This window comes from Thermincola sp. GK-1, assembly GCF_059412445.1.
Genome location: NZ_JBSQAT010000024.1, coordinates 1 through 25,569 on the forward strand (window position 1 = coordinate 1; position 25,569 = coordinate 25,569).

Consider the following 25,569-nt stretch of genomic DNA (forward strand, 5'->3'; position numbering starts at 1 on the left):
CCCACCCTTTCAATAGGCCGGTTTCACCGTTACAGCGGCACTCAGCTAAGGCAACGGTTACTTCACTATGCAGCGGCCAGGCAGTTACAACATGTTTTCGCAAGATATTACCTTGTCAATAGAAACTTGGTGCTGTAAAATAATTATAGTGTTGAAAACAAATAATCGCTATTGTTAATGCTGTAGGTGCCCCGTTATAGGGGAGAATAGGGAATCGGGTGTAAGTCCCGAGCGGTCCCGCCACTGTGAAAAGGAGGTCGCACATTAAGCCACTGGGTAACCGGGAAGGCGTGTTAGACCGATGATTTTGAGCCAGGAGACCTGCCTATGGTATGCGAAGCCATGAATGATGGTAAAGTTCATGACGTATTTGCTTGTTGGAAGCAGTATGTCATGGACTTTTTCTCTTTTAAAATACAATGGTATTTTGTAATGGTATTTTATATAGCTCATTTCATCGATGAAAGGAGGTATATACATGGGTTACAGGGGCAGGGACGTGGAAGTCACATCGCTGGATAACGGGCAGTATCTGGTGGTGGCATGCGACTCCTGTGGCGGCATCGGCCCCAAAGAGTTGGATGTTGTAAAGGTCCCCAATTATATAGTAGGCAGGTATACTGCCCGGGTAGCGTTGATGGAAGTCCTGGCAACGGGCGCCGTTCCACGGATGATCACGGCAACTGTCTGTAATGAGCCCCGGCCGGCAGGGGAAGAAATTCTTGCAGGAATCAGAGATGAACTGCAAGTCTGTGGTTTACCTGATTTACCGCTGGCTATAAGTACTGAAAAAAACATTACTACCAGGCAGACCGGTCTGGGTATCACTGTCTTAGGTGTGGCCGGGGAATCAAAACTGCGGATAACTACCTCAAAGCCAGGGGACTGGATATATTGCCTGGGAATTCCCAAAGTTGGTGATGAAGTGAAGGATGATGACGACCCAGAAATTGTACAGGGAAAACATATTCTCGGCTTATTGGCAGTTTCGGGTATTCATGACATTATTCCGGTAGGTTCACAGGGTATCCGGAGAGAAGCGGAGTTATTGGCCAGGACTGTATCGGGTCAATTTAAACCGGCCCCGGATGCCCCCGTTGACATCAACAAATCAGGGGGACCGGCAACTTGTCTGATATTTAGCTGTGTACCAGGGACTTCCCTGCCTGATTTTTCACCGACACCTATGATGAAAATAGGGGAAATTTAAGATACAATGAGAAAAGGAGGAAATATATTATGAACATTTTAATAAAAGAAAAGGAATCTCGACATTCAGTATGGACAGTCAAAAAAATTGCTGTGATAGGCGTATTTATAGCTCTGAGTTTTGTCGGAGCATTAATTAAAATCCCAAGCCCTGTCGGGAGCATCGGTATGGATTCTGCTCCCGGGTATTTTGTGGCGCTGGCTGTCGGAGGAATTGAGGGCGCACTGGTAATCAGTATAGGCCATTTATTAACTGCAGCCGTGGCTGGATTTCCCCTGACTTTGCCCATGCATTTGCTGGTTGCCGGGCTGATGGCCCTTTGGGCGCTGGTTTTCCGGTGGGTAAATCTTAGGTTTGGCCTGGTTCCTGCCGTTATCGCCGGCGTTATTTTAAACGGCGTGGTTTCTTCCTTTACCATGCTGCCCGTGGGTGGTATGGGCGCCGCGGTGGGTATTATGCCGTTTTTAAGCGTTGCTTCAGCCCTGAACCTGATTGTGGCGGCGCTGGCTTTTAAAAAAATTAAGGGCAAAAAGAGTCTGTTCTAGCGAAGAACCTTCCATAAATTGTTCAACGTAAAGATGAAGCAACGAGCTTGCTTGGGCGTGTTGCCCGGAACGCGATGTTATTGTAAAATGTAAGAAAACCTTTCATTACCTGAGATTTTTACCATGTAAAAATGCTTCATTAAATAACTGCTTGGGTTTAATGAGGTGGTTTTTATGGGAAAAAATCTTCTGAGTATTGATTGGGATTATTTCGTGCCAATAAAAAAGGAATGGTATGGTTCATATTCGGAAAATCAGTGGAATGTCAACAAGTTATGGTATCGGAGATATATCAAAGAGCAAATGCGCGGAGAGGATATCACGCGTACTATTGATGTAGGGGTGGAATATGTTGGATTCTGGAAACGGATTCGCAGCCGGTTCCGGATATCAGATACAGCCAGAGTCTATATTTCTGATTCCCATAAATATTCTTACGGCATTGCCAGGGAAAATGCCTGTGATGCTGTATATTTATTCGATGCTCATGCCGACTTGGGATATGGAGGGATCGGTTCGCTGGATTTTGAACTTAATTGCGCCAATTGGCTGGGTAAACTGTTTAAAAACAATCATATCAGGGAAGCTTCTGTTATTTACAGTCCGTATACCTTTGAGTGTCCGGAAGATTTTATTGAGATAAACAATGCTTATAATATCAATTACTGTGAATTGGAGCGGCTGCCGGAAGGGATTCCTGTGGATGTTATCCATATTTGCAGGTCCGGCGCCTGGACTCCTCCCTGGCTTGACCATAAGTTTTTGCAATTTGTCTACCGTTTAAACCGGCCGGTAAAGTGGCTTGATTGCCCACCAAGGCGGTGGGACGCCGGGAAACTTACCCTTTCCGCCCAGCTTAATTATTTATTGTGTTAGCCGACCGCAGAACCGCTGTAGAGGCAAAACAACCGTTGCTTTGCGGATGCCACTCTTCCGGTGAAACAACCGTTACTCCGGGGTACGCCTTCTTCAACCACTGAAGGGTGGGTGGGGTTCTCTGCTACCAAGGAGCTTTATGCTGCAAACACTGGCCGGGCAGGCAGTGTTCCCGAACTTGATGGCTCATATTGTTTTCAAAAGTCAGTAGTTATAAATGCCGCTGTATAGTGAAGTAACCGTTGCTCCGAGGTTACGGGCGGAGACAGTGTAAACTCCGTTCAGTTGAAATCGCTGAACCCGGCCAAATCGTCGTTCTGACTCAATGGCCGGGTTTCCGGCGTCCGTGCCGGAAACAGCGATTTCAAGCCTTTACTGTCGTTAACACTGTCTATCCACCCTCCACCAAGTCGCAACTTATTACTTTACTATACAGCGGCTTTTTGCTACCTCGTAGAACAGTGCAGAGGTATAGCTTTGAAACAGTATTTTTCATCGTCCAGTGGGCCTTCGCCATCTTCAAACATGCGGGAACCCCCTGCCTGCCCGGCCAGGTTTTGCGGACGCAGTCGCTCCCAAACGGTAGCCTTGGCACCCCACCCACCCTTCCGTCATTCTACAGCCAATGTGGTGTCAACGACTAAAGCAACATACAAGGGAGCTTCTTCTATGAGCACAGCTCTGAAACTGGAACCAGCCCAGGAGTACATTGTAGAGAGTCCGTTAATGGAAAACCCACACCAGGGCCACCGGTAGTTGACGAAGCAGATGAATCTGCTAAAAAAGAGATAAATCGTAGTTACAGGTTCAGGCGACAGGTAGACGGTCAAGGGAAAGTAGACCCGGTAGACCGGTGCAAGGTTATTTTACCGGCAATAACCGGGCCTTCTGTGAAAGAGAGAGAGTTAGCAAAACTGATTGGCAGTCAAACGGTGGATTGGTTATATTAAAATGAATCCTGCCTATTCCACCCACCTGATACTGCAAGATTATTTGGCAGTTCGGCTGAACTTTATATTTAAGCCGGTAAATAAGGACAGGTATGATCGTTTACGAAGGTTTCCATTTGGCGGCATTGTTACGAAACTTGCTGTAAAGTGGAGAGCAGCAAGCCGGGGAGTCCCCGTATGTCCGCAGACGGCGAAGGCCGCCGGGAAGTTTCACGCATTTCGAAACGGAGGCGGCCATTTTGTAAGGAATGCCTTCTGAGCCGTCAAGTTCGGGGACGCCGGATTGCTGCCGGAGCTTTACGGCTTAGATGAGTAGATGCCGCTCTGGGAAACCGGAGTAAACTGTCATACCTACGGCGGGATTACGGTGAACAGGAAATTGAAGGTAAAGTTACCCAAATAATCTTGACAGTATCTCTCACCGAAAATTATTTGCATATTACAAATAACTATTGTATAATTGTTTTAAGGGGTGAACTAGTTGGAAAGCACACGCGACCTGTTTCAAATCTTTGTCCGCCGTTTCGGCTTGTTAAATGCCAGTTGCTGTGACTGCTGCTGTGGGGAAGAAGTATCTTTGGTGCAGAGCCACATCTTATACGAAATACGCAGGCAGAAGAGCGCTTCCATGCAGCAGGTGGCCAACGCTTTAGGTATGGATATTACCACTTTCAGCCGGCAGGTAAAGACCCTGGAAAAAAAGGGGCTGGTCAGGAAAAAGCCACATCCGGAAGATAGGCGAATATACTTATTGTCTCTAACTACTGCGGGAGAAGAATTGGAAAACCGGATTGACGAGCGCATGAAGGCTTTTATCGACAATATATTATCCCAGTTCACCGAATTTGAGCGGGATATGGTGGTTAAATCCGTGCAGCTCTTAAACAAAGCGATTCTGAAGGCCGGGGCATGCTGCCTGCCGGAATAAGTTGCCGGATTTTTGTAGGACAACATTTGCAAATTGCAAATAATAAACATGGCCCGAAAGGTGAAGTAAAAGTACAGGAGGTATTAAATTATGGATAAAATTAAAATTATCAAGACTGTTCGGGAAACATATGGCGCCATTGCCAGACAACAGAACGGAAGCGGCTGTGGCTGTGGCTGCGGCTGTTCCGGTGATGACATTAATACTTATGTCCAGTCTTTAGGTTACTCGCCGGAAGAACTGAATAAAATTCCTACTGAGGCCAACCTGGCCTTAAGCTGTGGCAATCCTACCGCCCTGGCCGGCTTAAAAGAAGGGGAAGTTGTCCTTGACCTTGGTTCGGGCGCGGGGTTTGACTGTTTTCTGGCAGCGTCAAAAGTAGGCCCGGCCGGCCGGGTAATAGGTGTTGATATGACTCCGGAGATGATCGAACGGGCCCGGACAATTGCCGCCAGGGAAAACATCAGTAACGTGGAATTCAGGCTGGGCGAAATAGAAAACCTGCCTGTAGCTGACAATTCCGTAGACGTGGTCATAAGTAACTGCGTGATTAATCTTTCGGCTGACAAAAAGAGGGTCTTCCGGGAGATATACAGAGTATTGAAACCGGGAGGTAGGGTGGCCATATCCGACGTGGCTTTACTGCAGGAACTTCCGGAGGCAGTCCGGTCAAGTGTAGAGGCTTATACGGGTTGTATTGCAGGAGCAGTGCCTGTAGCGCAGTATAAAAGGCTGGTGGAAGAAGCAGGGTTAACGGATATTGAGATCACTGATAAGGGCTTTTCCTTCTCGATTACACCTGATACCAAAGACCCTCTGGCCAGAGCTGTTTTAGAAGCTCTTGGAGAAGATGAGACTATTGACCGGTTTGTAACAAGTATTTACGTTCAGGCCAAGAAGCAGTAGTACCTCAACCTTATTTGAAGGAGCGGAGGTTTCATAATGGGGCTTAAAAGGGCCCCTTTTTCTTTTAACTAAAAATTTGCTATCAAGCAAAAATATTTGGTTGACAAAGCTACCCTATAGGGGTATTATTATAAATAATATTATAATATTTTAATATACTACAAATGTTTGTGGAGGTGGATAAGGAAGTATTTTGGGGGGACGATTAGAAATTTAACGGTAAAGGAGTGAAAGATAAATGAAGCGTAGCACTATTCTGCTTATATTAGGATTGGCCGGTTTCACAGTAATGGCCGACAACTGGGTAGTTTCACCAATCTTGCCCGCTATTGCCAAAAACATCGGCGTTCCTGTTACTTCAGCCGGACTTTTAATTACCGCTTACATGATACCTTTCGGTATTTTTCAGTTGGTATTCGGTCCGCTGGCTGACCGTTTCGGAAAAAGGCAGATTTTAAATTTCGCCATGTTCTTTTTTACCTTTGCCGCCGCTTTAACTGCTATCGGCAGGGAATTGGGTGACTTGGCTATTTATAGGGCCATTACAGGAATTTTTGCGGCTTCAGTTATGCCCGTGTCCCTTGCCCTAATCGGCGACCTGGTTCCTATGGAAGAAAGACAATCGGCTATAGGTACATTTATGGGTATTTCCTTCCTGGGCCAGGGATTGAGTATGGCTATCGGCGGATCAGTTGCCTTTTTCCTTAGCTGGCGAGGTGTCTTTGCCGCATATTCGGCGCTGGCAGCCCTGGTGACTGTCCTATTTTTTACAGTGGGAAGGAAAATACCGTCGGACAAAAACCCTGACAGTGAATTTCTGGCTCCCTACGCCAGATTGCTTGGTAATGCTCCCAGTTTAATTTTATACCTTATTGTACTGCTGGAAGGGATATTTATTGTAGGTTCCTTTTCATATCTGGGGGCATTTATTGAAAACCTGTACCAGTACAATTACCTTACTATAGGTTTTATTATGACGGCTTTCGGTATAATGGCAGTAATCGGCGGCCGTTTAAGCGGTAAACTGGCCGCCAAACTGGGGCGCCGGAAAGTGCTTGTAATGGGCCTGACTTCTGCCACCATAGCGGATATCTTGTTTTTTCTCGGCGGTAATATTTTAGGGGTGCTCATTGCCGGCGTCGCTCTCCTGGGCTTGGGCTTTATGCTGGCCCATTCGACTTTGCTGACTATTGCCACCGAGTTCGCCGCTAAAGCCAGAGGCGCCGCTATGTCGCTGGTAGCTTTCTGTTTCATGGGCGGCGGCGGCATTGGCACAGCCCTCGGAGGGAAGTTAATCAAAAGCGTAGGGTTTGAGACCTTTTTCTCATATTATGGAATGGCCTTGTTTATCCTAATCTTTTTGGCGGGTGTACTCATTAAATGTGAAACGGGCAGTGGGCCTGCTCCGCAAGAGACAAGAGTAAAATAGAATGAATTTTTATACAGCCGGGCCAGAAGCCTGGCTGATTACGTTTTGTACAGCATATTGACAATAAGAAGCAAAAGTTATAAAATTATATTAGAATTTTCTAATATAATAATAGCACCTGGGTGTTGCGGCAGGTTAGGGGAGGGGAAAAGTTGAAACTAAAACCAGTGGTTTTGATAATTCTGCTAACAGCGGTGGTAGCGCTATTTACGGCAAAAATGACCGTAGAAAAAGAAACGCAAGGTTATTCTGCGAATAGCAGTACATCGCAAAATGCGGTCCTTATTGAAGAAGCAAAACAAAAAGGGCAACCGGTCTGGCTCTTGTTTCACTCCACCACCTGCGCATCCTGTATCGAGATGGAAAAGGTGTTTAATGCTCTCAAACCGGAATTTGAAGGCAAAGTCGCATTTATTGAAATTAACGTAAACGATCCTGCCGAACAGGAACTATGCTACCGCTATAAAATTCAATACATCCCAACCACTTGTTTTCTAAACTCCCAAGGGGAAATTACCTTTAATTATGTTGGGGTTATTCAGCCTGATGAAATGCGGGGTAAGCTACAGGCCTTGGCGGAGGGCAAGTAAATGGTGGAACTGGATACACAGTACTTGGTCCAAAGCTTGCATGGTTATTCCCTGGCAGCGGTTTTGCTGGTTTTTATCGGTGGTATAATTACCAGTATTGGGCCCTGTAATATGTCCATGATACCTGTTTTGATGGCATATGTCGGTGGAAATTCGGAAGTTGGTAAAGCCAGAAGCTTTTGGCTGTCGGTTTTCTTTACTCTTGGTACATCTACCACCTTTGCCTTGTTGGGTGTTATTGCGTCCATAATCGGCGGCTTTTTTGGCGCATCTAAGGCTATTGGTTTATATAGCCGCAGGCGCTAGTATTGTTGTGGGCCTGAAAATGCTGGGAGCGGTTAACTTTCGCCTGCCTAATATGGGGTCAAGGATTTTGAGGAAGCCTCAACGACAGGGGATTTGGCCGGCTTACCTGATGGGGTTAATGATAGGCCTGGCCGGTTCACAGTGTGGCACACCTGTTCTTTTTGCAATATTGTCAATGGTCATGAGCAAGGGTAAAATAGTATGGCGCTGTATTATTATTCCTTTACGGACTAGGCCGGGGGGTACCGGTTGTCGTAGCAGGGACCTTTACGGTTTTACCAAAGGATTGCCAGTTTTCGCCGGGTGGTCCGGTATTATTGAAAAGATTGCCGGCATAATATTAATAGCTATCGGGTTTTATTTTGCCTGGACTGCCTGAGCAAAAGGAGGATGAAATTATGGATGAAAGGCTGTGCTCGATGGAGGCCGAGTTTTTCAAGGCTTTGGCCCATCCCACCAGGGTGCGGATTTTAAAGTTGTTAAGAGACGGTGAAAAATGTGTATGTGAATTTACGGAGGACCTGGATATTGAACAATCCAACATGTCTCAGCACCTGGGTATTTTACGTAAACAGAACATTGTTAGAAGTCGTAAAGAAGGGTTAAAAGTTATTTATAGTGTTGTTTATCCACAAATCTTTGAAATTATTGATCTGGTGGAAGATATTATTATATCGCAGGTAAATGAAACCCTTAACTTGTTGAATAAGAGGCCAAAAAGAAAAGGGGGTGAATAATCATGGATATCAAAGTGTTAGGCTCCGGATGTGCCAACTGCAATAAACTGGAACAAATGGTTTTCGATGTGCTGGCGGAGCAAAACATTGATGCCAGTGTGACTCATGTAAGGGATTTTAAAGACATAGTCTCTTACGGTGTTATGTCAACTCCGGCCCTGGTTATTGACGGCCAGGTTAAATTCTCCGGAGTTGTTCCTTCCAAGGCAAAATTGACGGAAGTAATCATGGAAGCTGCCAAAAGGGGGTAGTCGGGCATGTGGCAGAGATTTGTAGACTACCTGGTTTATGATTTGATGGGTCTTTCACCCAGGAGTCACCTTGGATCTTCGGTAAACTTCTTTATTTATGATACAGTAAAGATATTGTTCATGCTTACCCTGATTATTTTTGCTGTAGCCATAATCAGGAGCTTTTTCCCGCCGGAGAAGACCAAAAAGGTTCTCAGCCATAAAAGGGAATTTATTGGTAACATTATAGCTGCCTTGATGGGTATTGTTACCCCCTTCTGAAGTTGTTCGGCGGTGCCGGTATTTATCGGCTTCGTGGAAGCGGGGGTCCCGCTGGGAGTAACTTTTTCCTTCTTGATCTCCTCGCCAATGGTTAATGAAGTGGCTCTGGGCCTGTTATGGGTCATGTTTGGCTGGAAGATAGCCATGATTTATATTGCCAGCGGACTGACTGTTGCCATCATTGGCGGTATCATCATAGGCCGCCTTAAACTGGAACATCTGGTGGAAGACTATGTTTATCAGATCAGGGCTAATACCGCTGCGTGTGGCTGTGGCGAAGAATCAGTTGAACAAACCTGGAAGGACCGGGTCGATTATGCCAAAGCCTATGTAAAACAGATTCTCAGTAAAGTATGGCTTTATGTGGTGTTCGGAATTGCCATTGGCGCTGCAATTCACGGTTATGCGCCGGAGGACTTCCTGGTGAAATATGCAGGCCGGGGAAACCCCTTTGCTGTGCCTATAGCGGTAGCGATCGGTGTGCCTTTGTATTCCAATGCGGCCGGAACCATTCCGATTGTGCATGCATTGATGGAAAAAGGGATGCCGCTGGGTTCGGCTCTGGCATTTATGATGTCTGTTACGGCTCTGTCTCTGCCGGAAATGATAATTCTGAGACAGGTTTTAAAACCAAAACTGATTGCTATTTTTATAACGATTATTGCGCTTGCTATCATGGCCACCGGTTATTTCTTTAACTTTATTATGTGATGGCATGAAAATCGGTGATAAATGCAGTTTTGTTGGAAAAGGTTTTGCATCAGGCAACTGGGCAAAACCTTTTCTGTAAAGGAGGGGAATACTGTGGCGCCTGTTCAGTGTGCCGGTTGTGGGTTGGTTAACATTGATGGGAATGGTGGCAGCAAGTGTTACGCTTTGGGTAGAGTGATTGATGCAAAGGAACTACGGCAGCGTTGGGCGTGTCATTATTACCTGCCGGTAATTGAGGAAGATGGCCGTTCTTTGACTCCTTTTCAGCATTATTTATTAAAGCAAGATGAAATTGACCGAAAGAAATGAAGTGTTGTCGGCAGTTCATCCGGAGGATGTTAAAGATTTTAACGGAGGTAAACCTATGCCTATTTATCTGGATAATGCAGCAACCTCGTTTCCCAAACCGGAAGTGGTATATCAGGCTGCTGACGAATTCATGCGAACGATTGGCGTTAATGCGGGCCGGGGAGCATACAGACAGGCTTTGGAAGCTGACAGGATTATCTATGAGACCAGAAGAGGGCTGGCCGGGCTTTTTAATGTCAACGATGTTTCCCGTATAGTCTTCACCTTCAATGTAACAGAATCTCTGAACCTGGCTATCAAGGGTCTTCTGGCGCCCGGTGATCATGTTGTTACAAGCAGTATGGAGCATAACGCCGTATGGCGGCCTTTAAAGGGTCGGGAAAGGAAATGGGGGATTCAGATAACTGCGGTGCAGTGTGATGACAAAGGGTTTCTTGACCCGGCAAAGGTTGAAGCTGCAATCAGAGATAATACCAGACTTATCGTTCTTATCCATGCCTCCAATGTAACCGGCACAGTTATGCCAATTGCGGAAGTTGGCCGGATGGCCAGGGAAAAAAATATTCCACTCCTGGTTGACGCTGCACAGACGGCCGGCGTATACCCAATTGATGTAGAGGCCATGAAAATTGATCTGTTGGCTTTTACCGGGCATAAAGGGCTGTTAGGACCTATGGGTACGGGAGGATTATACATAAGAGAAGGTATTAGACTAAGGCCACTGAAAGAAGGGGGTACCGGTGGAGATTCGATTTTGGAACACCAACCCGAATCCCTTCCCGACCGTTATGAACCGGGTACTCCCAACGTCAGTGGGATTGCCGGACTTGGAGCAGCCGTGAAATTTTTGCTGAATGAGGGAGTGGAAAAAATTCATAACAGAGAAATGGAGCTAACCGATTATGCTTTGCAAAAATTATCGGCTGTTGAAGGGATAACAATTTTCGGGCCTAAAGACACCAAAGCTAGAGTAGGTGTAATATCTTTAAATATTATGGATTTCAACCCGCAAAGGGTTGGACACATTTTAGATGAAAGATACGGCATTATGGTCCGCACAGGGCTGCATTGTTCTCCATGTGCACATAGGACAATTGGCACTATAGATACGGGCACAATACGGATAGGCCTGGGTTACTTTAATACTGAACCGGACATTGATGCTTTTGTGGAAGCGGTGAAGGATATTATTAAAAAGCGTTTCGAAGCCGGTTAATGCCATAGGTGGGAGGTAGAGGAAGATGCTTTTAAAGGATGTCAAAATTACTTTTATGGAACCATGTATTGCCGAACCTGAAAAAATCAGACTAAAAGCTGACTTATCCGATGATATAACCGAAGTTATGCCGTATTTAAACGCTGTTATGGGCAATGCCATATTTAATAAAGACGCTCCGCTAATTACATTTACCAAGGAAGCTCGATTAATCGTTTTATACCCGCACAAACTTACCATGACTAAAGCGGTTAACGTGACAGATGCGCTACAGGTCATTGACCGGGTCAAGGATTTAGTCAATGACACCTGGGCAAAGAAAGACAGCATTACACCTAACTTTGAAAAAAAAGAGAAACCGACGGTGCTGCAGTTTTACGGCTGGCTGCCCAAAACCAACTGCAGGGAGTGCGGAGAAATAACCTGTTTTGCCTTTGCGACAAAGATTTTGCAGGGCATACAGCAGATTGAAAATTGCAAACCGCTCTTTACACCTGATTACAAAGATTCCAGGGAAATGATAATGGAAGTACTAAAGGCAATTTTATAGGAACTTTATATATCACAGTGGTGGAAACGATTACTTGGCGGCTTCCAGTAGCCGCTAAATTTTATTATTGGTGAAGACGCATGCATAAAATAACGGAAACAATTGAAAAAAGTATCTCGGAGGCAATAGTAGATTAGGGTTTTTTAATATTAACATGTATAAAACTTTGACAAAAGGAAATGAGTGCGGTAATATATAAGTATATTATAATTTAATAATATAAAATGATTTAATGGGGGTATTTGTATGAACGACAAAATAAATATTGGGTGCACTTGCGGATGTTCATCTCAACCAATAAGTTTGAATGTTGAAAAAGAGCCGGTCGATAAAGACAAAGTGCAAGAAAACTGGTACTTACCCTATATGGACAAAAAGACCAAGGGGATTGAAGTCGAAGAAAAACCTTCGCCGGTAGCGGTATTTTATTGTGCAGGGGCTTCTAATGTCGGGCAGGCTTCCATGTTGGCCAGTGTCCTTGCTGCCAACAAAGTAGGCTATGATAAAGCAGCTCTGTTGTGTTTGGCCAGTATATCTGCGGGGTTAAAAAATATCCATAACGGGGCTAAAAATGCCAGAGGTATTGTCAGTATAGACGGTTGCCCCATGGAATGCGCACGAAAAACTCTAAATAAAGATAACTTCGAACCACAAAGCAGTATTGTGCTGACCCGGGATCTGGGAGTGAATAAGAATTTTGACCTTAATTCAGGTGAAGATGTAGACCGAATGGCTGATTATATTGCTGAAAAAATTACAGAAGTATTCAATAGTTAATAAATAGCTTGTAGATGTGAGAACGGCTTTATCAACCGTTCTCTTATATTTCTGCAGGTATTTATTGAAGACATTTTTTGATAAGGGGGTTTTAATGATGCGTTTTGCACAGTTTATTAATAAAAGGCTAATTCCTCTTTTAATGCTTGTGATTGTCTTTGGACTGATATTGGGATATTTTTTCCCGCAGGCAGGCAAACCCTTGCAAAAGTTTTATCCTATTTCCCTGTTTATTATGCTCTACCCCATGATGGTGGGAATTAAAATCAGTGAGGTAACGGGTGCGGCGAAACGGGTGGGTTTTATGACGGTGGTCATGGTTATGAATTACGTTATTTCGCCTCTTTTGGCGGCTTTTCTGGCTAAAGTATTTTTGAGCGGATATCCCGATTTTGCGGTTGGGTTGATTCTTACGGGAGTAGTGCCCTGTGCCGGTATGATAGTGGCCTGGACCGGCATGGCCAAGGGGAATACTCCTATGACGCTGGTTATCACTGTGTTCAGCCTGCTTGCCGGTATCGTGCTTATCCCCCTTTGGATGCTGGTTCTTGCCGGTAAATATGTACCTGTTGACGCCTGGAAAATGCTGCAGACTGTATTGTATACAATTGTTGTACCGTTGATTTTGGGCAACCTGACACGTATCTGGATTGTAAAAAAATGGGGCCAGGAAAAATTTGTGGCGATGAAGCCTGTCTTTCCTGCTATCTCAGCTTTAGGGATGTACATGGTGTTTTTTATTTCCATGATGTCTGAATCAGTAGCCCTGGTGCGTAATCCGCAGTATCTGGCAATCATAGCTGTACCGCTGGTGATATTTTATACTCTTCTCTTTAGCCTTTCTGTTTTAAGTTCGCGCTTCAGCCGGACCAGCTATCCGGATATGGTGGCCTTAACCTACGGGGTTAGCGGAAAAAACATTTCCATTGCTTTAGCCCTGGCAGTTGTTTTCTTTTCACCGCTAACAGTAATGATCATTGCGATAAAACCGCTGATTCAGGTGTTGTTTATGGCGGGATTTCTTAAGTTGAGCCCACGGTTGAAAAGGTATTGGGACAGGATAATGCCGGAACCTTCAGCAAAATCAGGTATCTTCTAATTAGTCCCGAATAATAAATGGTAAAACGGAAAAGGGGCTGTCCCATAAGTTATTTTGAGAAATTTTAAGCTCCACTATTCAACTGAAACTATTAAAAAAACAAAACATCCCATTCCACTTTTATAGAGGTTTGGGATGTTTTTTGTTACTTATTTTGGGACTGTCTGACTTGACTGTTTACTTATGGGACACTCCCACATTATTTTTATGAAAAAAGTTCTCGACCTCAAACAAAAGGAATAGTATAATTAATGTATAAATAAAATTAAATATGTTTATGCTTTAGGGTTCTATTCTGAGGAGGTCGAACCAAGTGAAAGCTGACGCAAAGGTTTAAGCCGGTGTATGTGGCAGGATGTATCATCCCGCTGCGGTATTTAAAACGGTGCAGGTGGCTTCTGGGTTAGCCTGGCCAAGGACATATCAATTTCTATGTCAAAGGGATAAATAAAAATGAGCGGTAGAAAGATATTACTGTAATAATATAAATAATGTTAAATATATTGATACAAAAGTTTTTAGTAAAAAGGGGGGGACCTATCGGGTAATCCAGTGGTTAAATATTAATAGCGCCGTTCTTATCTAGAAGAATATTCGAAGAATAAATTGGTATGAAAGGAACTAGCGCATGAAAAAAATTGCGGAATTTTTTAAAGCTCTTGGGGATGAAACAAGGTTAAAAATCATAAATATGTTGGCGGAACAGGAAATGTGTGTTTGTGAAATCCTTGACAAATTGAATATGTCCCAGCCGGCCGTTTCTCATCACCTGAAGATTCTCAGGCAGGCTGGGTTAGTAAAGGACAGCCGGGACGGAAAATGGATATACTACTCTCTCAACGGAGATGTTTTCAAGGAAGTGTTTGAAGGCGATGAAGTGGGTGTAGTGGAAGCCTATGCGGAACCAATCAAAAGGAAGTTAAACAATTTACAGCCGTCCCCGGTCAGGACAGACCCGTCAATCTGCGAAAAACTCACTATGAAAAAAGCAGCCAGCAAAAAGTAACAAATTTTTGTAAAGTAAAGAGGTAAATATTTTTTAAAACATGAAGGAGGTTAAACTATGGCGCAAAAAGCAGCAAGATTATCCTTTTTAGATAGATTTCTGACTCTCTGGATTTTCCTCGCTATGGCCCTGGGAGTCGGTATTGGTTTTCTGTTTCCCGGTGTGGCTGACCTGCTTGACAGGTTATCGGTGGGCACCACATCCATACCTATTGCCTTCGGGCTGATCGTGATGATGTACCCGCCGCTGGCCAAGGTAAACTACCGGGAATTGGGTAAGGTGTTCAAGAATACGAGAGTCCTTGGGTTGTCGTTGGTTCAGAACTGGGTCATCGGCCCTATCCTTATGTTTATATTAGCTATAACGTTTTTGCGTGATTACCCTGAGTACATGGTTGGTCTTATTTTAATAGGTTTGGCTCGGTGTATTGCCATGGTCATTGTTTGGAACAGCCTGGCCAAAGGTGATTCGGAATACGCGGCTGCCCTGGTGGCCTTCAACTCAATTTTCCAGGTAATTTTCTATTCTGTTTACGCCTATGTGTTTATCACGGTGTTGCCGGGGTTATTTGGGCTAAAGGGTATGACTGTTGATGTCTCTATGGGTGAAGTGGCCAAGAGTGTGGCTATCTACCTGGGGATACCCTTCGCTGCCGGTTTGTTGACGAGGTTATTCCTGGAACCGGCGAAGGGGAAGGAATGGTATGAAAAAACCTTTGTGCCCAAGATCAGCCCGCTGGCTTTGATTGCCCTTTTGTTTACCATCGTGGTAATGTTTTCCTACAAAGGAAACCTCATTGTTCAACTACCGATGGATGTAGTACGCATTGCCATTCCTCTGCTGATTTACTTTGTGTTTATGTTTGTTGCTTCCTTCTTTATCAGCAGGAAAGTCGGCATAAATTATGCGCAGACTACCAGTCTTTCCTTCACTGCTGCCAGCAATAACTTTGAATTGGCCATCGCCGTGGCCGTGGCAGTATTCGGGATTGAGTCAGGGCAGGCCTTTGCGGCGGTAATCGGTCCCCTGATTGAAGTGCCGGTAATGATCGGTTTAGTTAATGTTGCTTTGCGTTGGAGCTCGAAATACTTTAACAAGGAAGGGCTGCCAAAAGGTTCGGCTGCTTAACTGTAACTTGATTAGCGGCCTGTAACATACCGATGCCAACCGGTACCGGTCGCTGGATATAACTGCTATAACGTTGAAACAATAAGTTGCGACTTAGCGGAGGGTGGTTAAACAGTATTAACGACAGTGAAGGCTTGAAATCACTGTTTCCGCCCGTAGCTTCGGAGCAACGATTGTTTCACCGATACAACGGTAACCCGTAGCTTCGGAATGTTGTTGCTGTGCGCCGTTAACTGTTGGCCGACTACAGGCAGAAGAACAGGAGGCAGATAAAGTGAGAGTAGCGGTAATTTCAGACATTCATGCAAATTTAGAAGCTTTACGTGCGGTTTTGGCGGATATTGTCCGTCAAAAGGTGGATAAGATATACTGTACCGGTGATTTAGTCGGATACGGTCCCTTCCCCAATGAAGTAATTGACCTGATCAGGGAAAAGCGGATATCTACCGTTATGGGGAACTACGATGACGCAGTAGGTTTTATGCGTTTTATCTGTGGTTGTGATTACAAGGATGAAAAGGCGCAGGCTTTAGGAGAAAAGTCCATCATGTGGACGAAAGAACATACAACTGAAGAGAACAAAGAATTTTTGAGAAATCTGCCGGCGGAAATAAGATTTACTGCCGGCGAGAGAAGAGTTCTGCTTGTCCATGGCAGCCCGCACCGGTTGAATGAATATATTTATGAAGATACGCCGGCAGACTATTTGCAGGAACTTATGGAAAAGGCAGATACCGATGTGCTCGTTTGCGGCCATACCCACAAACCTTTTCATTTGACAATTCAGGGAAAACATATAATTAACGCCGGAAGTGTCGGCAAACCCAAACATGGCGATCCAAAGGCTGCTTATGTAATTATCTCCTTTGCGGAGGACGTTGCGGTAGAGATCAGAAAAGTAGCATATGATTTTGAAGCTACAGCCAGAGCTATTGAACAGTCGGGTCTGCCCCCTGAGTTTGCCGGGTTGATTCGCCGGGGAATAGCATAAGAGGCCTCCCGCATTGAAAAAGAGGGCATAATGAAACCATGGATTTTTGAGTTGTTTACTTCAATCCATGGTTTTAAATTTTTAATGCATTGTTACGAACTTTTTTACCCTTTATTGTATCTGTACGAATAAAAGGTATTTTAAGGTGAAGTTAGCATGAAAAATGTTTTATTTTTATCGGTATCTATAGGGGCTGGACATGATCAGGCAGCCCAAGCATTGATACAGGAAATAGAATACCGTTACCCCAGGTGTAAAACAAAGCTGGTCGATACCATTGCTTATATTGACCCCATTTTAAATAAAATTATGGTGGCCGGTTATATGGGCTGCCTGAATTTTAATCCTAAAATTTGGGGCTATTTATATGGACAGGCAGAAGAAGGAACTAAATTTTTAAACTTGGGGCAACTGATACTTAGAACCAGGTCAATTAAAAAGATGGCGGAGCTTATTCAGGAATTTAAACCGCAGGCAATAATCTGTACGCATCCTTTTTCTGCGGGGATTGTATCTGAACTTAAAGCCCGAAAAATCACTCAGGCGCCTTTAATAGCAGTCATAACAGATTTTACAGTCCATCCCTTTTGGATTCACAAAAATATAGACAAATATGTGATTCCTGCCGATAGCTTAAAATACGAAATTATGCAATTTGATATTCCCGAAGAAAGGATTATTCCAACCGGAATTCCGATCCGGAGACAGTTTATTGAACAGCCAAGTAAGACAGAAGCACGTAATAGGCTCGGTTTGGAAAACAAAACAACAGTTTTGGTGATGGGTGGCGGTCTGGGATTAGGAAAGATCGAGCTTATAGTCAAGACTTTAGCCGATTCCGGGCTTGATTTGCAGATAGTTACAGTAACAGGTAAAAATGAAAAATTACAGATGAAACTCCGGCAGGTCACCGGCAAAAACAAAGTCAAGGTGTTTGGCTATGTTGAAAACATGTCGTTAATCATGGCGGCATCCGATGTTATTGTTACTAAACCGGGTGGACTTACTGCCGCTGAAGTTTTAGCTGTAGGGTTGCCCATGATAATGATTAACTTTTTACCGGGCCAGGAGGAAAGAAATGCGGATTTTCTACTCAATAACGGTGCTTCGATCAAGTTGAGAAAAATTCAACATTTAATTCCCCAGCTCAAAGAACTGACGTCAAACGAAATCCGGCTAAAACAAATAAAAGATTCGGCTTTTGCGCTTGGCAGGCCCTACGCTGCAAGAGATCTAATCGATCAATTAAAAAGCGAAGTGTTTTTAAAGTTTTCTTTGATTCAAGGTTAACTTTATTTTAGGAGGCTTTTTGATGTACAACGGGGCAGGGCAGATGGCGCTTACATTTATAGTTACCCTCGTGGTTTTATGTTTGTTATTTGAAGGCAATCCAATTCCCGTTCTCCGAAAAATGTTTTCAAGCAAAACCTTTGTTTTTTATTTAGTTATTATGCTAATGGTTATAGGCATTGACCTTATTGAGTTGAACTTTGAAAATATCATAAATCCCTTGATCAGGTGGGATCTGACTCCTGCAATATACCGGTATGAAGGGAATATAACCCAGTTTATTCAGAGAACATTTCACAGTACTCTGCTAACATATATTACCAGTTATTTTTATGTTTTTGTATTTCCTGCATTAGTCTGGGTTGCTATGGCTGTGTTTAACAGGCACAATGACCAATTCTTGATGAAGGAGCTTTTGTTGACTTTTATTTTAAACTATGCTATTGCTCTCCCATTTTATTTATTCTTTCCCGTAAATGAAGTCTGGTATACAAATAAAGGAGTACATCTCTTGATAACTGAGGTTTATCCCGCTTTTAATGTACAATACAGGGCTTTAAGTGGTTTGAATAATTGTTTTCCGAGTTTACACACTTCCCTTTCCACTTCCCTGGCTTTGTTAAGCATTCATTCTGGTTACAAAAGGATGGCTCGGGTTGCTGTATTCAGCTCTCTTGTAATAATTTTTTCAACAATATATTTGGGTATCCATTGGCTGAATGATGTGCTGGGAGGTATAGTGGTAGCGTTAATTGTTGTAAACATAGCTGTTGTTTGGGTTGAAGGGAAATCAAAAATTTTTTTATGGAGGAGCTATGGAACTGATGATGAATGTGATAGAATTTTTTTTAAAGCTTGATAAAAATTTAGTGTTAGTTATTAAAAATTATGGTACCTGGACTTATTTATTCCTTTTTCTGATTGTCTTTTTGGAAACAGGTATAGTTATCACACCTTTTCTTCCCGGTGATTCGTTGCTTTTTGTTGCAGGTGCTTTGGCAGCCCACCGGGCTCTGAAGCTGGAATGGTTATATATTCTTCTCTGTCTTGCGGCAATTTTAGGAGACACTTCGAATTATCAAGTTGGTCATTTTATCGGGCCGAAAGTATTTCATAAAGAGAATGGCAGGTTGCTAAACAAGGAACACTTAGAACATGCGCATCAATTCTACGAAAAACATGGTGGCAAAACTATTATCTTGGCTAGATTTATACCGGTAATCCGGACTTATGCTCCTTTTGTTGCCGGGATAGGGAGCATGAATTACGGGCGTTTTTTATCTTATAACATCATAGGAGCAGTTGCCTGGGTATCAGTTTTGCTGTTCGGCGGATACCTATTTGGTAATATCCCGGTAGTACGAAATAATTTTACAATAGTTATAATGGCTATCATTTTCGTTTCTATATTACCGGTAATAATTAATTTTATTAAGACAAAAAGCAGTTATTCTAAATAAATGCAGCATAGTAAAGATCGGGGTCCCCTAACGGCATATGGACGGATAAAGCCCAAAAAATAAAATTATATTTTATTTGAAAAAATTAATTATAAAAAGAGGTTTCACCAGTGGTAACAAATAGTGAAGCAACGGCGAAAAAGGTGGACAGTAACAAAGGGGTAGCCAAGGCTGCCGGAGTTATTATGATTGCCATGTTTTTGTCCCGTATTCTCGGTTTTGTACGGGATCAGGCCATGACCAGCCAATTTGGCCGGACCTATATCACAGATGCCTATATTGCTGCTTTTTCAATTCCCGATTTACTATATAACCTACTGGTAGGAGGGGCTCTTAGCTCGGCCTTTATTCCGGTGTTTTCAAGCTATTTGGCTCAGGACAAAGAGGACGAAGGCTGGGAAGTGGCCAGCACAGTAATCAACATTGCGGTCATAGGCCTAACGATTGGTATCATTTTTGGAGAGTACTTTACTCCCTTTTTAATCCCTCTTGTAGCCAGTAAGTTTCAAGGTGCGAAGTTGGATTTGACTATTAAACTGACCCGGATTATGTTTCCGGCTGTACTTTTTACGGGTCTAAACGGCTTGATGATGGGGATTCTGAATTCTTACAATGATTTTACCTACCCGGCCATTGGATCTGTTGTTTATAATGTGGGTATCATCGCCATGGGTGTATTACTGGGGCCGCATTTGGGTATTGCCGGATTTTCCATAGGAGTTATTGTAGGTGTAATTGGAAACTTTTTAATTCAATTTCCTTCTCTAAAACGAATGCGTAAAATGAAATACCGGCCGGTTTTAAAATTAAGGCATCCTGGGGTAAAAAAGATAGGTTTGCTAATGATACCCACTGTATTGGGTTTGGCGGTAAGTCAGATCAATTTGCTGATTAATCAAAACCTGGCTTCCGGCCTGTCGTCGGGAAGTATTACCGCTCTCAGGATGGCCAACCGGATAATGCTTGTACCGCTCGGGATTTTTGCTTATTCCATTAGTATGGCTATATTTCCAACCCTTACGGCCTATGTTGCTACTAAGCGCATGGACGATTATAAAAAGACCTTCTCTTTGGGAATACGGACTATAGCTTTTATCACTATACCCGCCGCCGTTGGCATGATGGTTTTGGGAATGCCCATTATTCGGTTACTCTTCGAACAGGGGAAATTTCAACATAATGATACAGTGGCTACGGCATCTGTCCTGATTTATTATGCCATCGGCCTCTTTGCTCAGTCGGCGGTATTTATTATTATTCGTGGTTTCTATGCGCTCCATGATACAAAAACACCTTTGAAATTAGGACTCTTGACTATAACGGGAAATTATATATTAAGCCACTTATTAATAGTATATTTAGGAGCCCGGGGGCTGGCCTTGGCTTATTCTTTAACAGGTTTTGTTGATATGACCGCGCTTTTATTTTTATTAAGACGGAAGATTGGACCTTTGGGTATCAGAAAAATCCTTATTTCAGCACTGAAAACCCTGGTTGCTGCTGCAATAATGGGGCTCACAGCTTATTTCATTGCAAGTTATTTCGAAGTTACGGTTTCGGTCCAAAGAAAATTGGTCCAGTTAGCAGAGGTTTTAACGGTAGTTAGTATTGCTGCGGGTGTATATTTTGGCTTGGCCAAACTGTTGAAAATGGAAGAGGTCGATATTGTATTTGGTATTTTATTAAAAAGGTTTAAACGCAGTTATGGTTAACAGATAAGGATGAATGGATTCCGGAATAGAAATAGGTTCTCATAGAGGCCTGTTTTAAGGTGGGATGGCCCTGGTGGAAATATCAGACGTAGAATTAATCCAAAAATGTAAACAGGGTTCAAAAGGTGCTTTTGAACAGGTGGTCAAGAACTATCAGCAATACGCTTTTAAAATAGCCTACGGAATTATTGGCCATGACCGTGACGCAGAAGACATAGTCCAGGAGGCATTCATAACCGTATACTACCAGATTAAAAGTCTCCGGCGTGCGGAGGCATTTCCTACCTGGCTGGGCAGAATAATTACGAATTTTTGCCTGAAAAAGATACAGGCAAATAACAAAAAGGCAATAGTACCACTGGATGCATGCGAAGGGCGGGAAATGAGCGGCCTGAGTTCAGAAGACGAATATTTGGCGCTGGAAACTAAACAGGACGTTCATAAGGCGCTGTTGAAACTTCCTGTGGAATATAGAGTAACTTTAGTACTGCGTGACTTACAGGGATATTCCTATAAGGAAATAGCCGAAATTCTCAACATTCCAACGGGAACGGTAAAATCGAGAATACATCAGGCCAGAACAATATTAGCAGGCCTTCTGCAGCCACCTGCAGGTGAAGGGGGAAACAAACGATGACCTGTGACGATGTAAAAAAGCACCTGTCAGCTTATTTAGACAAGGAACTGTCCGGTGATTTGGAGGAAATTATTAATGGGCATTTGGCACAATGCCCGGCCTGTATGGCCGAAAAAGCCCGGTTGGCCGGTACCATCAGCCTGGTACAAAATATGGACCTGCCCTTGCTGAAAACAGATTTATCGGCTTTGGTAATGGCCTCAATTAACCGGAAAGAAGCTGTTCAATCATATTATGTCTTTAACGCGATGCTTGGAATATTCGCCGTCTTGACGGCCGGGATAGCAGCTTTGGTTTACCTTTCACCTTTGGGGCAGGCGCTGCTGGGTTTGATAAGGGCCTTTTTCAGGAATATATTTGAAGTAACGATGCTCATGGTAAGGGTTTCTGCCAGGTCACCTATGGGAAGTCAGGACTGGTCGATTACTTTGGCCTTGTTTCTGGGTTTTATATTTACCTTTTGGATATTGCGCAAGATCCTGAAGGATTCAAATTTGGGAGGTCCGCTTCATGAATAAAACTATTGTGATAATAGTATTATTAGTAGGTTTATTATTTTCCCTGCCTGTTGCCGTATTTGCTGCCGGGCCCGGTTTAGGCCAAAAGATCGTCGCATATCAGGAAACCCTCGTGCCCGAAGGGCAAATTGTAAAAAATGTTTTATTGGTGGGTAAAGACGGTATAATTGCCGGCCAAGTTAATGATGAAGTAATAGTTATTAAGGGCAGTTTAACGCTTAAAAGCAGTGCCAAAGTGGCTGACCGTGTCTTTGTTATAGGTGGGGATATTAAGCAGGAGCCCGGCGCCCAAGTAGGTAAAGGTGTTTTTAATATCAGCACTTCTAACGCTACAGTTAATTCATTTATGTTGGGATTGGTTACTTTTGCCGGTATTGAATTAATCAAACTGGTGTTAAGCGGGAGCCTTATTCTGGCGGCTTTAATTGTAATTCTTGTGGCCCCTGCCGCTGCTGAAAATTCAGCGGCCAAGTTAAAAGGGGCAATGTTCAAGTCGGCTATTTTGGGGATACTAGGATTAATCTGCTTTGGTTTATTGATTGCGGTTTTAACGAAATTACTCTGGGGTATTCCCCTGGCCGTATCCATACTGCTTCTGCTTATTGTTTTGATAATTATTGGCTGTACCGGTATGAGTTTGGTTTTTGGCGAGCTATTTAAAAAAGGGTTGGACTCTTCCTTGCAATCACCGTTAATCATCACTGCTATTGGGAGTCTCCTGCTTGTGGCCATGCTTAACTTACCCATAGTAGGGCCTATATGGGCCGTAATTGTAATTATTTTTGCTTTGGGTGCAACCATTCAGATATTGTTTAAGAAAAAAGCCGCCGATTAAATTGTACGGCAGAAAAGCTATATGCCGTTTTAGCTGGGAGGATTGCATTTGTCAGCAGAAACATTTTTGTCCTTTATCGAAACTTACGGATACTATGCGGTTTTTTTGGCGCTGATGGTCGGCATGCTTGGCATTTTGCCTGTTCCTGAGGAAACTTCGATGGTGTTTATCGGTTTTCTCGTTTCCAGGGGAAATCTTAGCTTGGGATGGAGTATTGTTTTTGCATTTCTTGGCACAACATCAGGCATGACAGCAGCTTATCTGATCGGCCGGCGGTTAGGAACGCCTATTATAAGAAAATATGGTAAAAGGGTCGGTATCACTCCTGAAAGACTGGCCAAAACGGAAAAGTGGTTTAAAAAATATGGGAAATGGACACTGGCTATCGGTTATTTTGTACCCGGCTTACGGCAAATTACGGCTTATTCGGCGGGAATTACCCGCCTGCCCTATCAGGGTTTCGCGTTAATGGCTTACATTGGGGCTGCCCTGTGGACTACAGTTTTCATCAATTTAGGCGCCTATCTGGGTGAGCACTGGAGGGCGCTCGATCCTTTGCTGCACAGGTATACAATTTGGTTATTCGTCGCTGTACTGGTGTTTCTTATAGTTTATGGTTGGTCACGGACAGAAGCCTAACTTGGGCCTGTTTCCTGCGCCCGGACATCAAAGAGCAAGTCTGCCTGCTTTTTATGGTAGTTTATCCATTCGGAAAAGGTCAACTCCGATTCTTTCGCGAACCGCCGGGCATATTCCTTGGCCAAGCTTTTTTCTTCCTCATAGCCAAAAAGGCTTAATCCGGCGGGGATTTTTCCCATAATTACCGGGATTTCGAACCCTTTTTTTAAAAAGTCAAACCCTTCCTGTTGCTGCCAAATAGTTATATCAATTACAGAACCGTCATAACAAAGCCAGGCGTGCATATCCACCCGGTAGCGGCTTTGCGGCGGGGTGTCTGCCCGTGTTTTGTACTTAAAGTATCCCTGGCAAAACTTCAGCCTTTTTTCGCTGACTACCCCGTATTGGACCAAAAGCCAGTACAGCACCACAGAACAATAAATGCTTACCCCGCATGCTTTATATCTGGCGGCCTCGTCCTTTTCCACAAAGTCATGGGACAATAAAAAGCAGTAATAAGTATATTTGGCGAAGTCTATACGGCTTACCTCAGGAATGGCAAGGGGTTTTTCATAAAACAATCTGGGTGAGTATTTGGTGTACTCGAAGGTGGTTTTCCAGCCGTTTTTAAGAAGACTGTCATAAACAAATCTGACAATGTCGCTTTTCGTTACGCTTTGCCTGTACGTTATTTCGGAAGCCATCTGCATTCCCTCCGGATAAGGACTCCCTGTTATTGTAACGTATTTTGGCAAAAAAGTTATAGTGAAAAAAGAATGACACGGCGTAAAAATTTTGCCGAAATACTTATGAATTTGATGGTTTACGGTTATATTTTGTAATTGGGATTATCATGGCAGGAAATTTTTCAATGGTCAGAGAATAAGAATCAGGTAAAAAAGTGGACTGAGGAGGATTGATTTTGGATGAATGTACTGCCCTTTATTGCTGCTATTAAAGACAGGGATGAAAAGTTTTATGAACTGATGAAGGGGCTGCAGGAGCTGGTTTATTCCGACAGCAGCCTGGATATGAAAACCAAGCTGATGATTTCGTTGGCCGTCGACGCAGCTATGGGAGCTGACGAGGGGGTAAAGTCCATATCAAATATTCTGCGGCAAATGGGAGTAACTGACGAACAAATTGCCGAGGTTTTGCGGATCACTTATTTCACCAAAGCAAACTCTACGCTGGTTACTTCTATGGCCGCTTTTGAAAAGTAGGGAGAAAGACAATGGATGTCGTTGCCATGATTGCCGAAGAGAAAATCTTGGAAGCAATAAAAAACGGTGAACTGGAAAACCTGCCGGGACAGGGCAAGCCTTTGAAAATCCAGGATTTATCCCACGTTCCGGCAGAGCTCAGGGCCGGTTACATCCTGCTGAAAAATGCCGGGGTACTGCCGGAAGAACTGGAATTAAGAAAGGAAATTATTTCTTTGCAGACGCTGGTTGACTGTTGCTATGATGAAGAAGACAGGAAGTCGTTAAAAAGGGAATTAAATGCAAAAATATTGCGGTTCAACATTCTTATGGAAAAAAGAAAGGGCAGCGGTTCTGCATTAGGTATTTACAAAGATAAAATTTATAATAAGTTGGGTTAAGGAAAAGGGGTAGTTCCAACAGATTTTTGGAACTACCTTTTTGTTGTATAAACGAAAACCACCTGCTTTGCAGGTGGTTCCAAAAAGCTTTAGCTATGAGTAGAAAAATCTACCTCCATT

General features: G+C 43.5%; 33 protein-coding genes and 1 riboswitch. Of the genes, 31 read left to right on the forward strand and 2 right to left on the reverse strand.

Going from position 1 to position 25,569, the window contains the following annotated elements:
• Positions 1-167 precede the first annotated feature (167 nt).
• Positions 168-343, forward strand: a riboswitch (cobalamin riboswitch).
• 135 nt (positions 344-478) lie between these two features.
• From ACSNJE_RS14760 to ACSNJE_RS14770, 3 genes are all read left to right on the forward strand, one after another.
• Positions 479-1,210: an AIR synthase related protein gene (locus tag ACSNJE_RS14760; protein WP_052218426.1), complete on the forward strand. Its 732-nt coding sequence runs from the start codon at positions 479-481 to the stop codon at positions 1,208-1,210.
• 29 nt (positions 1,211-1,239) lie between these two features.
• A complete protein-coding gene (locus ACSNJE_RS14765) occupies positions 1,240-1,755 on the forward strand; it encodes an ECF transporter S component (RefSeq protein WP_052218425.1) in 516 nt (171 codons plus the stop codon).
• A gap of 174 nt (positions 1,756-1,929) precedes the next feature.
• Complete coding sequence (locus tag ACSNJE_RS14770) at positions 1,930-2,631, forward strand: arginase (protein ID WP_495252974.1); 702 nt, start codon at positions 1,930-1,932, stop codon at positions 2,629-2,631.
• Between the two features lie 281 nt (positions 2,632-2,912).
• Here ACSNJE_RS14770 and ACSNJE_RS14775 read toward each other — a convergent pair whose 3' ends face one another.
• A complete protein-coding gene (locus tag ACSNJE_RS14775) occupies positions 2,913-3,047 on the reverse strand; it encodes a hypothetical protein (RefSeq protein WP_495252402.1) in 135 nt (44 codons plus the stop codon).
• A gap of 61 nt (positions 3,048-3,108) precedes the next feature.
• On the opposite strand from ACSNJE_RS14775, the gene ACSNJE_RS14780 reads away from it, so the two are divergent.
• The 26 genes from ACSNJE_RS14780 (at position 3,109) to ACSNJE_RS14905 (ending at position 23,867) form a co-directional block, all read left to right on the forward strand.
• Complete coding sequence (locus tag ACSNJE_RS14780; protein WP_495252975.1) at positions 3,109-3,387, forward strand: hypothetical protein; 279 nt, start codon at positions 3,109-3,111, stop codon at positions 3,385-3,387.
• A gap of 675 nt (positions 3,388-4,062) precedes the next feature.
• Positions 4,063-4,509 carry a MarR family winged helix-turn-helix transcriptional regulator gene (locus tag ACSNJE_RS14785; RefSeq protein ID WP_013119353.1) on the forward strand — a complete coding sequence of 149 codons (447 nt, stop codon included), beginning with the start codon at positions 4,063-4,065 and terminating at the stop codon, positions 4,507-4,509.
• Between the two features lie 90 nt (positions 4,510-4,599).
• Positions 4,600-5,415 (forward strand): arsenite methyltransferase, encoded by an 816-nt coding sequence (gene arsM / locus ACSNJE_RS14790; protein WP_052218422.1) that lies wholly within the window; start codon positions 4,600-4,602, stop codon positions 5,413-5,415.
• A gap of 238 nt (positions 5,416-5,653) precedes the next feature.
• On the forward strand, positions 5,654-6,844 hold the full coding sequence (locus tag ACSNJE_RS14795) for an MFS transporter (protein WP_495252976.1): 1,191 nt from the start codon (positions 5,654-5,656) through the stop codon (positions 6,842-6,844).
• Between the two features lie 152 nt (positions 6,845-6,996).
• Complete coding sequence (locus tag ACSNJE_RS14800; RefSeq protein WP_495252977.1) at positions 6,997-7,434, forward strand: TlpA family protein disulfide reductase; 438 nt, start codon at positions 6,997-6,999, stop codon at positions 7,432-7,434.
• Entirely contained in the window at positions 7,435-7,740 is a 306-nt protein-coding gene (locus ACSNJE_RS14805; protein ID WP_495252978.1) for a cytochrome c biogenesis CcdA family protein, read from the forward strand. It begins immediately after the preceding gene.
• A gap of 67 nt (positions 7,741-7,807) precedes the next feature.
• Positions 7,808-8,119 carry a hypothetical protein gene (locus tag ACSNJE_RS14810; RefSeq protein ID WP_495252979.1) on the forward strand — a complete coding sequence of 104 codons (312 nt, stop codon included), beginning with the start codon at positions 7,808-7,810 and terminating at the stop codon, positions 8,117-8,119.
• A 19-nt stretch (positions 8,120-8,138) separates the two neighbouring features.
• Positions 8,139-8,477 (forward strand): ArsR/SmtB family transcription factor, encoded by a 339-nt coding sequence (locus ACSNJE_RS14815; RefSeq protein WP_013119355.1) that lies wholly within the window; start codon positions 8,139-8,141, stop codon positions 8,475-8,477.
• Positions 8,478-8,479: 2 nt separating this feature from the next.
• Entirely contained in the window at positions 8,480-8,728 is a 249-nt protein-coding gene (locus ACSNJE_RS14820) for a thioredoxin family protein (RefSeq protein ID WP_013119356.1), read from the forward strand.
• Between the two features lie 6 nt (positions 8,729-8,734).
• Positions 8,735-9,700, forward strand: a complete 966-nt coding sequence (locus ACSNJE_RS14825) for a permease (protein ID WP_495252980.1) — start codon at positions 8,735-8,737, stop codon at positions 9,698-9,700.
• Positions 9,701-9,793: 93 nt separating this feature from the next.
• Complete coding sequence (locus ACSNJE_RS14830; RefSeq protein WP_495252981.1) at positions 9,794-10,009, forward strand: hypothetical protein; 216 nt, start codon at positions 9,794-9,796, stop codon at positions 10,007-10,009.
• A 55-nt stretch (positions 10,010-10,064) separates the two neighbouring features.
• Positions 10,065-11,225: an aminotransferase class V-fold PLP-dependent enzyme gene (locus ACSNJE_RS14835; protein WP_495252982.1), complete on the forward strand. Its 1,161-nt coding sequence runs from the start codon at positions 10,065-10,067 to the stop codon at positions 11,223-11,225.
• Positions 11,226-11,250: 25 nt separating this feature from the next.
• The gene (locus ACSNJE_RS14840; RefSeq protein ID WP_495252983.1) at positions 11,251-11,775 is read left to right on the forward strand and encodes a (Fe-S)-binding protein; all 525 of its coding nucleotides are present in this window, start codon (positions 11,251-11,253) and stop codon (positions 11,773-11,775) included.
• 246 nt (positions 11,776-12,021) lie between these two features.
• Complete coding sequence (locus ACSNJE_RS14845; protein ID WP_495252984.1) at positions 12,022-12,552, forward strand: putative zinc-binding protein; 531 nt, start codon at positions 12,022-12,024, stop codon at positions 12,550-12,552.
• A gap of 97 nt (positions 12,553-12,649) precedes the next feature.
• A complete protein-coding gene (locus tag ACSNJE_RS14850) occupies positions 12,650-13,651 on the forward strand; it encodes an arsenic resistance protein (RefSeq protein ID WP_495252985.1) in 1,002 nt (333 codons plus the stop codon).
• Positions 13,652-14,279: 628 nt separating this feature from the next.
• On the forward strand, positions 14,280-14,657 hold the full coding sequence (locus ACSNJE_RS14855; RefSeq protein WP_474774251.1) for an ArsR/SmtB family transcription factor: 378 nt from the start codon (positions 14,280-14,282) through the stop codon (positions 14,655-14,657).
• 57 nt (positions 14,658-14,714) lie between these two features.
• Complete coding sequence (arsB, locus tag ACSNJE_RS14860; RefSeq protein ID WP_495252986.1) at positions 14,715-15,785, forward strand: ACR3 family arsenite efflux transporter; 1,071 nt, start codon at positions 14,715-14,717, stop codon at positions 15,783-15,785.
• 274 nt (positions 15,786-16,059) lie between these two features.
• Complete coding sequence (locus ACSNJE_RS14865) at positions 16,060-16,776, forward strand: metallophosphoesterase family protein (protein ID WP_474774249.1); 717 nt, start codon at positions 16,060-16,062, stop codon at positions 16,774-16,776.
• 156 nt (positions 16,777-16,932) lie between these two features.
• Complete coding sequence (locus ACSNJE_RS14870; RefSeq protein ID WP_495252987.1) at positions 16,933-18,066, forward strand: MGDG synthase family glycosyltransferase; 1,134 nt, start codon at positions 16,933-16,935, stop codon at positions 18,064-18,066.
• Between the two features lie 43 nt (positions 18,067-18,109).
• Positions 18,110-18,925 (forward strand): phosphatase PAP2 family protein, encoded by an 816-nt coding sequence (locus ACSNJE_RS14875; protein ID WP_495252988.1) that lies wholly within the window; start codon positions 18,110-18,112, stop codon positions 18,923-18,925.
• Positions 18,882-19,526, forward strand: a complete 645-nt coding sequence (locus tag ACSNJE_RS14880) for a DedA family protein (RefSeq protein WP_052218414.1) — start codon at positions 18,882-18,884, stop codon at positions 19,524-19,526. Before ACSNJE_RS14875 ends, ACSNJE_RS14880 begins: the two co-directional genes overlap by 44 nt.
• A 110-nt stretch (positions 19,527-19,636) precedes the next feature.
• Positions 19,637-21,238 (forward strand): murein biosynthesis integral membrane protein MurJ, encoded by a 1,602-nt coding sequence (murJ, locus tag ACSNJE_RS14885; protein ID WP_242843585.1) that lies wholly within the window; start codon positions 19,637-19,639, stop codon positions 21,236-21,238.
• Positions 21,239-21,311: 73 nt separating this feature from the next.
• On the forward strand, positions 21,312-21,875 hold the full coding sequence (locus ACSNJE_RS14890) for an RNA polymerase sigma factor (protein WP_495252989.1): 564 nt from the start codon (positions 21,312-21,314) through the stop codon (positions 21,873-21,875).
• Positions 21,872-22,393, forward strand: a complete 522-nt coding sequence (locus ACSNJE_RS14895; RefSeq protein WP_495252990.1) for an anti-sigma factor family protein — start codon at positions 21,872-21,874, stop codon at positions 22,391-22,393. The genes ACSNJE_RS14890 and ACSNJE_RS14895 overlap by 4 nt, the downstream gene beginning before the upstream one ends.
• A complete protein-coding gene (locus ACSNJE_RS14900) occupies positions 22,386-23,228 on the forward strand; it encodes a hypothetical protein (protein ID WP_461570066.1) in 843 nt (280 codons plus the stop codon). Before ACSNJE_RS14895 ends, ACSNJE_RS14900 begins: the two co-directional genes overlap by 8 nt.
• A 48-nt stretch (positions 23,229-23,276) precedes the next feature.
• Positions 23,277-23,867 carry a DedA family protein gene (locus tag ACSNJE_RS14905; RefSeq protein ID WP_083436908.1) on the forward strand — a complete coding sequence of 197 codons (591 nt, stop codon included), beginning with the start codon at positions 23,277-23,279 and terminating at the stop codon, positions 23,865-23,867.
• Here ACSNJE_RS14905 and ACSNJE_RS14910 read toward each other — a convergent pair.
• Complete coding sequence (locus tag ACSNJE_RS14910; RefSeq protein WP_495252991.1) at positions 23,864-24,550, reverse strand: hypothetical protein; 687 nt, start codon at positions 24,548-24,550, stop codon at positions 23,864-23,866. The two genes, ACSNJE_RS14905 and ACSNJE_RS14910, sit on opposite strands and share 4 nt — an antisense overlap.
• A 222-nt stretch (positions 24,551-24,772) precedes the next feature.
• Between ACSNJE_RS14910 and ACSNJE_RS14915 the strand changes: the two genes are divergently transcribed.
• Both ACSNJE_RS14915 and ACSNJE_RS14920 read left to right on the forward strand, forming a co-directional pair.
• The gene (locus tag ACSNJE_RS14915; protein ID WP_013119392.1) at positions 24,773-25,069 is read left to right on the forward strand and encodes a carboxymuconolactone decarboxylase family protein; all 297 of its coding nucleotides are present in this window, start codon (positions 24,773-24,775) and stop codon (positions 25,067-25,069) included.
• A gap of 11 nt (positions 25,070-25,080) precedes the next feature.
• Positions 25,081-25,449 carry a DnaJ family domain-containing protein gene (locus ACSNJE_RS14920; RefSeq protein ID WP_474774243.1) on the forward strand — a complete coding sequence of 123 codons (369 nt, stop codon included), beginning with the start codon at positions 25,081-25,083 and terminating at the stop codon, positions 25,447-25,449.
• Positions 25,450-25,569: the final 120 nt, after the last annotated feature.

Coding starts and splice junctions, on each gene's coding strand:
- ACSNJE_RS14795 (WP_495252976.1), top strand. CDS start 5,654: ATGAAGCGTAGCACTATTCTGCTTATATTAGGATTGGCCGGTTTCACA.
- ACSNJE_RS14915 (WP_013119392.1), top strand. CDS start 24,773: ATGAATGTACTGCCCTTTATTGCTGCTATTAAAGACAGGGATGAAAAG.
- ACSNJE_RS14765 (WP_052218425.1), top strand. CDS start 1,240: ATGAACATTTTAATAAAAGAAAAGGAATCTCGACATTCAGTATGGACA.
- arsM (WP_052218422.1), top strand. CDS start 4,600: ATGGATAAAATTAAAATTATCAAGACTGTTCGGGAAACATATGGCGCC.
- ACSNJE_RS14910 (WP_495252991.1), bottom strand. CDS start 24,550: ATGGCTTCCGAAATAACGTACAGGCAAAGCGTAACGAAAAGCGACATT.
- ACSNJE_RS14875 (WP_495252988.1), top strand. CDS start 18,110: ATGGCGCTTACATTTATAGTTACCCTCGTGGTTTTATGTTTGTTATTT.
- ACSNJE_RS14815 (WP_013119355.1), top strand. CDS start 8,139: ATGGATGAAAGGCTGTGCTCGATGGAGGCCGAGTTTTTCAAGGCTTTG.
- ACSNJE_RS14840 (WP_495252983.1), top strand. CDS start 11,251: ATGCTTTTAAAGGATGTCAAAATTACTTTTATGGAACCATGTATTGCC.
- ACSNJE_RS14835 (WP_495252982.1), top strand. CDS start 10,065: ATGCCTATTTATCTGGATAATGCAGCAACCTCGTTTCCCAAACCGGAA.
- arsB (WP_495252986.1), top strand. CDS start 14,715: ATGGCGCAAAAAGCAGCAAGATTATCCTTTTTAGATAGATTTCTGACT.
- ACSNJE_RS14855 (WP_474774251.1), top strand. CDS start 14,280: ATGAAAAAAATTGCGGAATTTTTTAAAGCTCTTGGGGATGAAACAAGG.
- ACSNJE_RS14845 (WP_495252984.1), top strand. CDS start 12,022: ATGAACGACAAAATAAATATTGGGTGCACTTGCGGATGTTCATCTCAA.
- ACSNJE_RS14880 (WP_052218414.1), top strand. CDS start 18,882: ATGGAACTGATGATGAATGTGATAGAATTTTTTTTAAAGCTTGATAAA.
- ACSNJE_RS14895 (WP_495252990.1), top strand. CDS start 21,872: ATGACCTGTGACGATGTAAAAAAGCACCTGTCAGCTTATTTAGACAAG.
- ACSNJE_RS14850 (WP_495252985.1), top strand. CDS start 12,650: ATGCGTTTTGCACAGTTTATTAATAAAAGGCTAATTCCTCTTTTAATG.
- ACSNJE_RS14770 (WP_495252974.1), top strand. CDS start 1,930: ATGGGAAAAAATCTTCTGAGTATTGATTGGGATTATTTCGTGCCAATA.
- ACSNJE_RS14900 (WP_461570066.1), top strand. CDS start 22,386: ATGAATAAAACTATTGTGATAATAGTATTATTAGTAGGTTTATTATTT.
- ACSNJE_RS14805 (WP_495252978.1), top strand. CDS start 7,435: ATGGTGGAACTGGATACACAGTACTTGGTCCAAAGCTTGCATGGTTAT.
- ACSNJE_RS14920 (WP_474774243.1), top strand. CDS start 25,081: ATGGATGTCGTTGCCATGATTGCCGAAGAGAAAATCTTGGAAGCAATA.
- ACSNJE_RS14760 (WP_052218426.1), top strand. CDS start 479: ATGGGTTACAGGGGCAGGGACGTGGAAGTCACATCGCTGGATAACGGG.
- ACSNJE_RS14820 (WP_013119356.1), top strand. CDS start 8,480: ATGGATATCAAAGTGTTAGGCTCCGGATGTGCCAACTGCAATAAACTG.
- ACSNJE_RS14870 (WP_495252987.1), top strand. CDS start 16,933: ATGAAAAATGTTTTATTTTTATCGGTATCTATAGGGGCTGGACATGAT.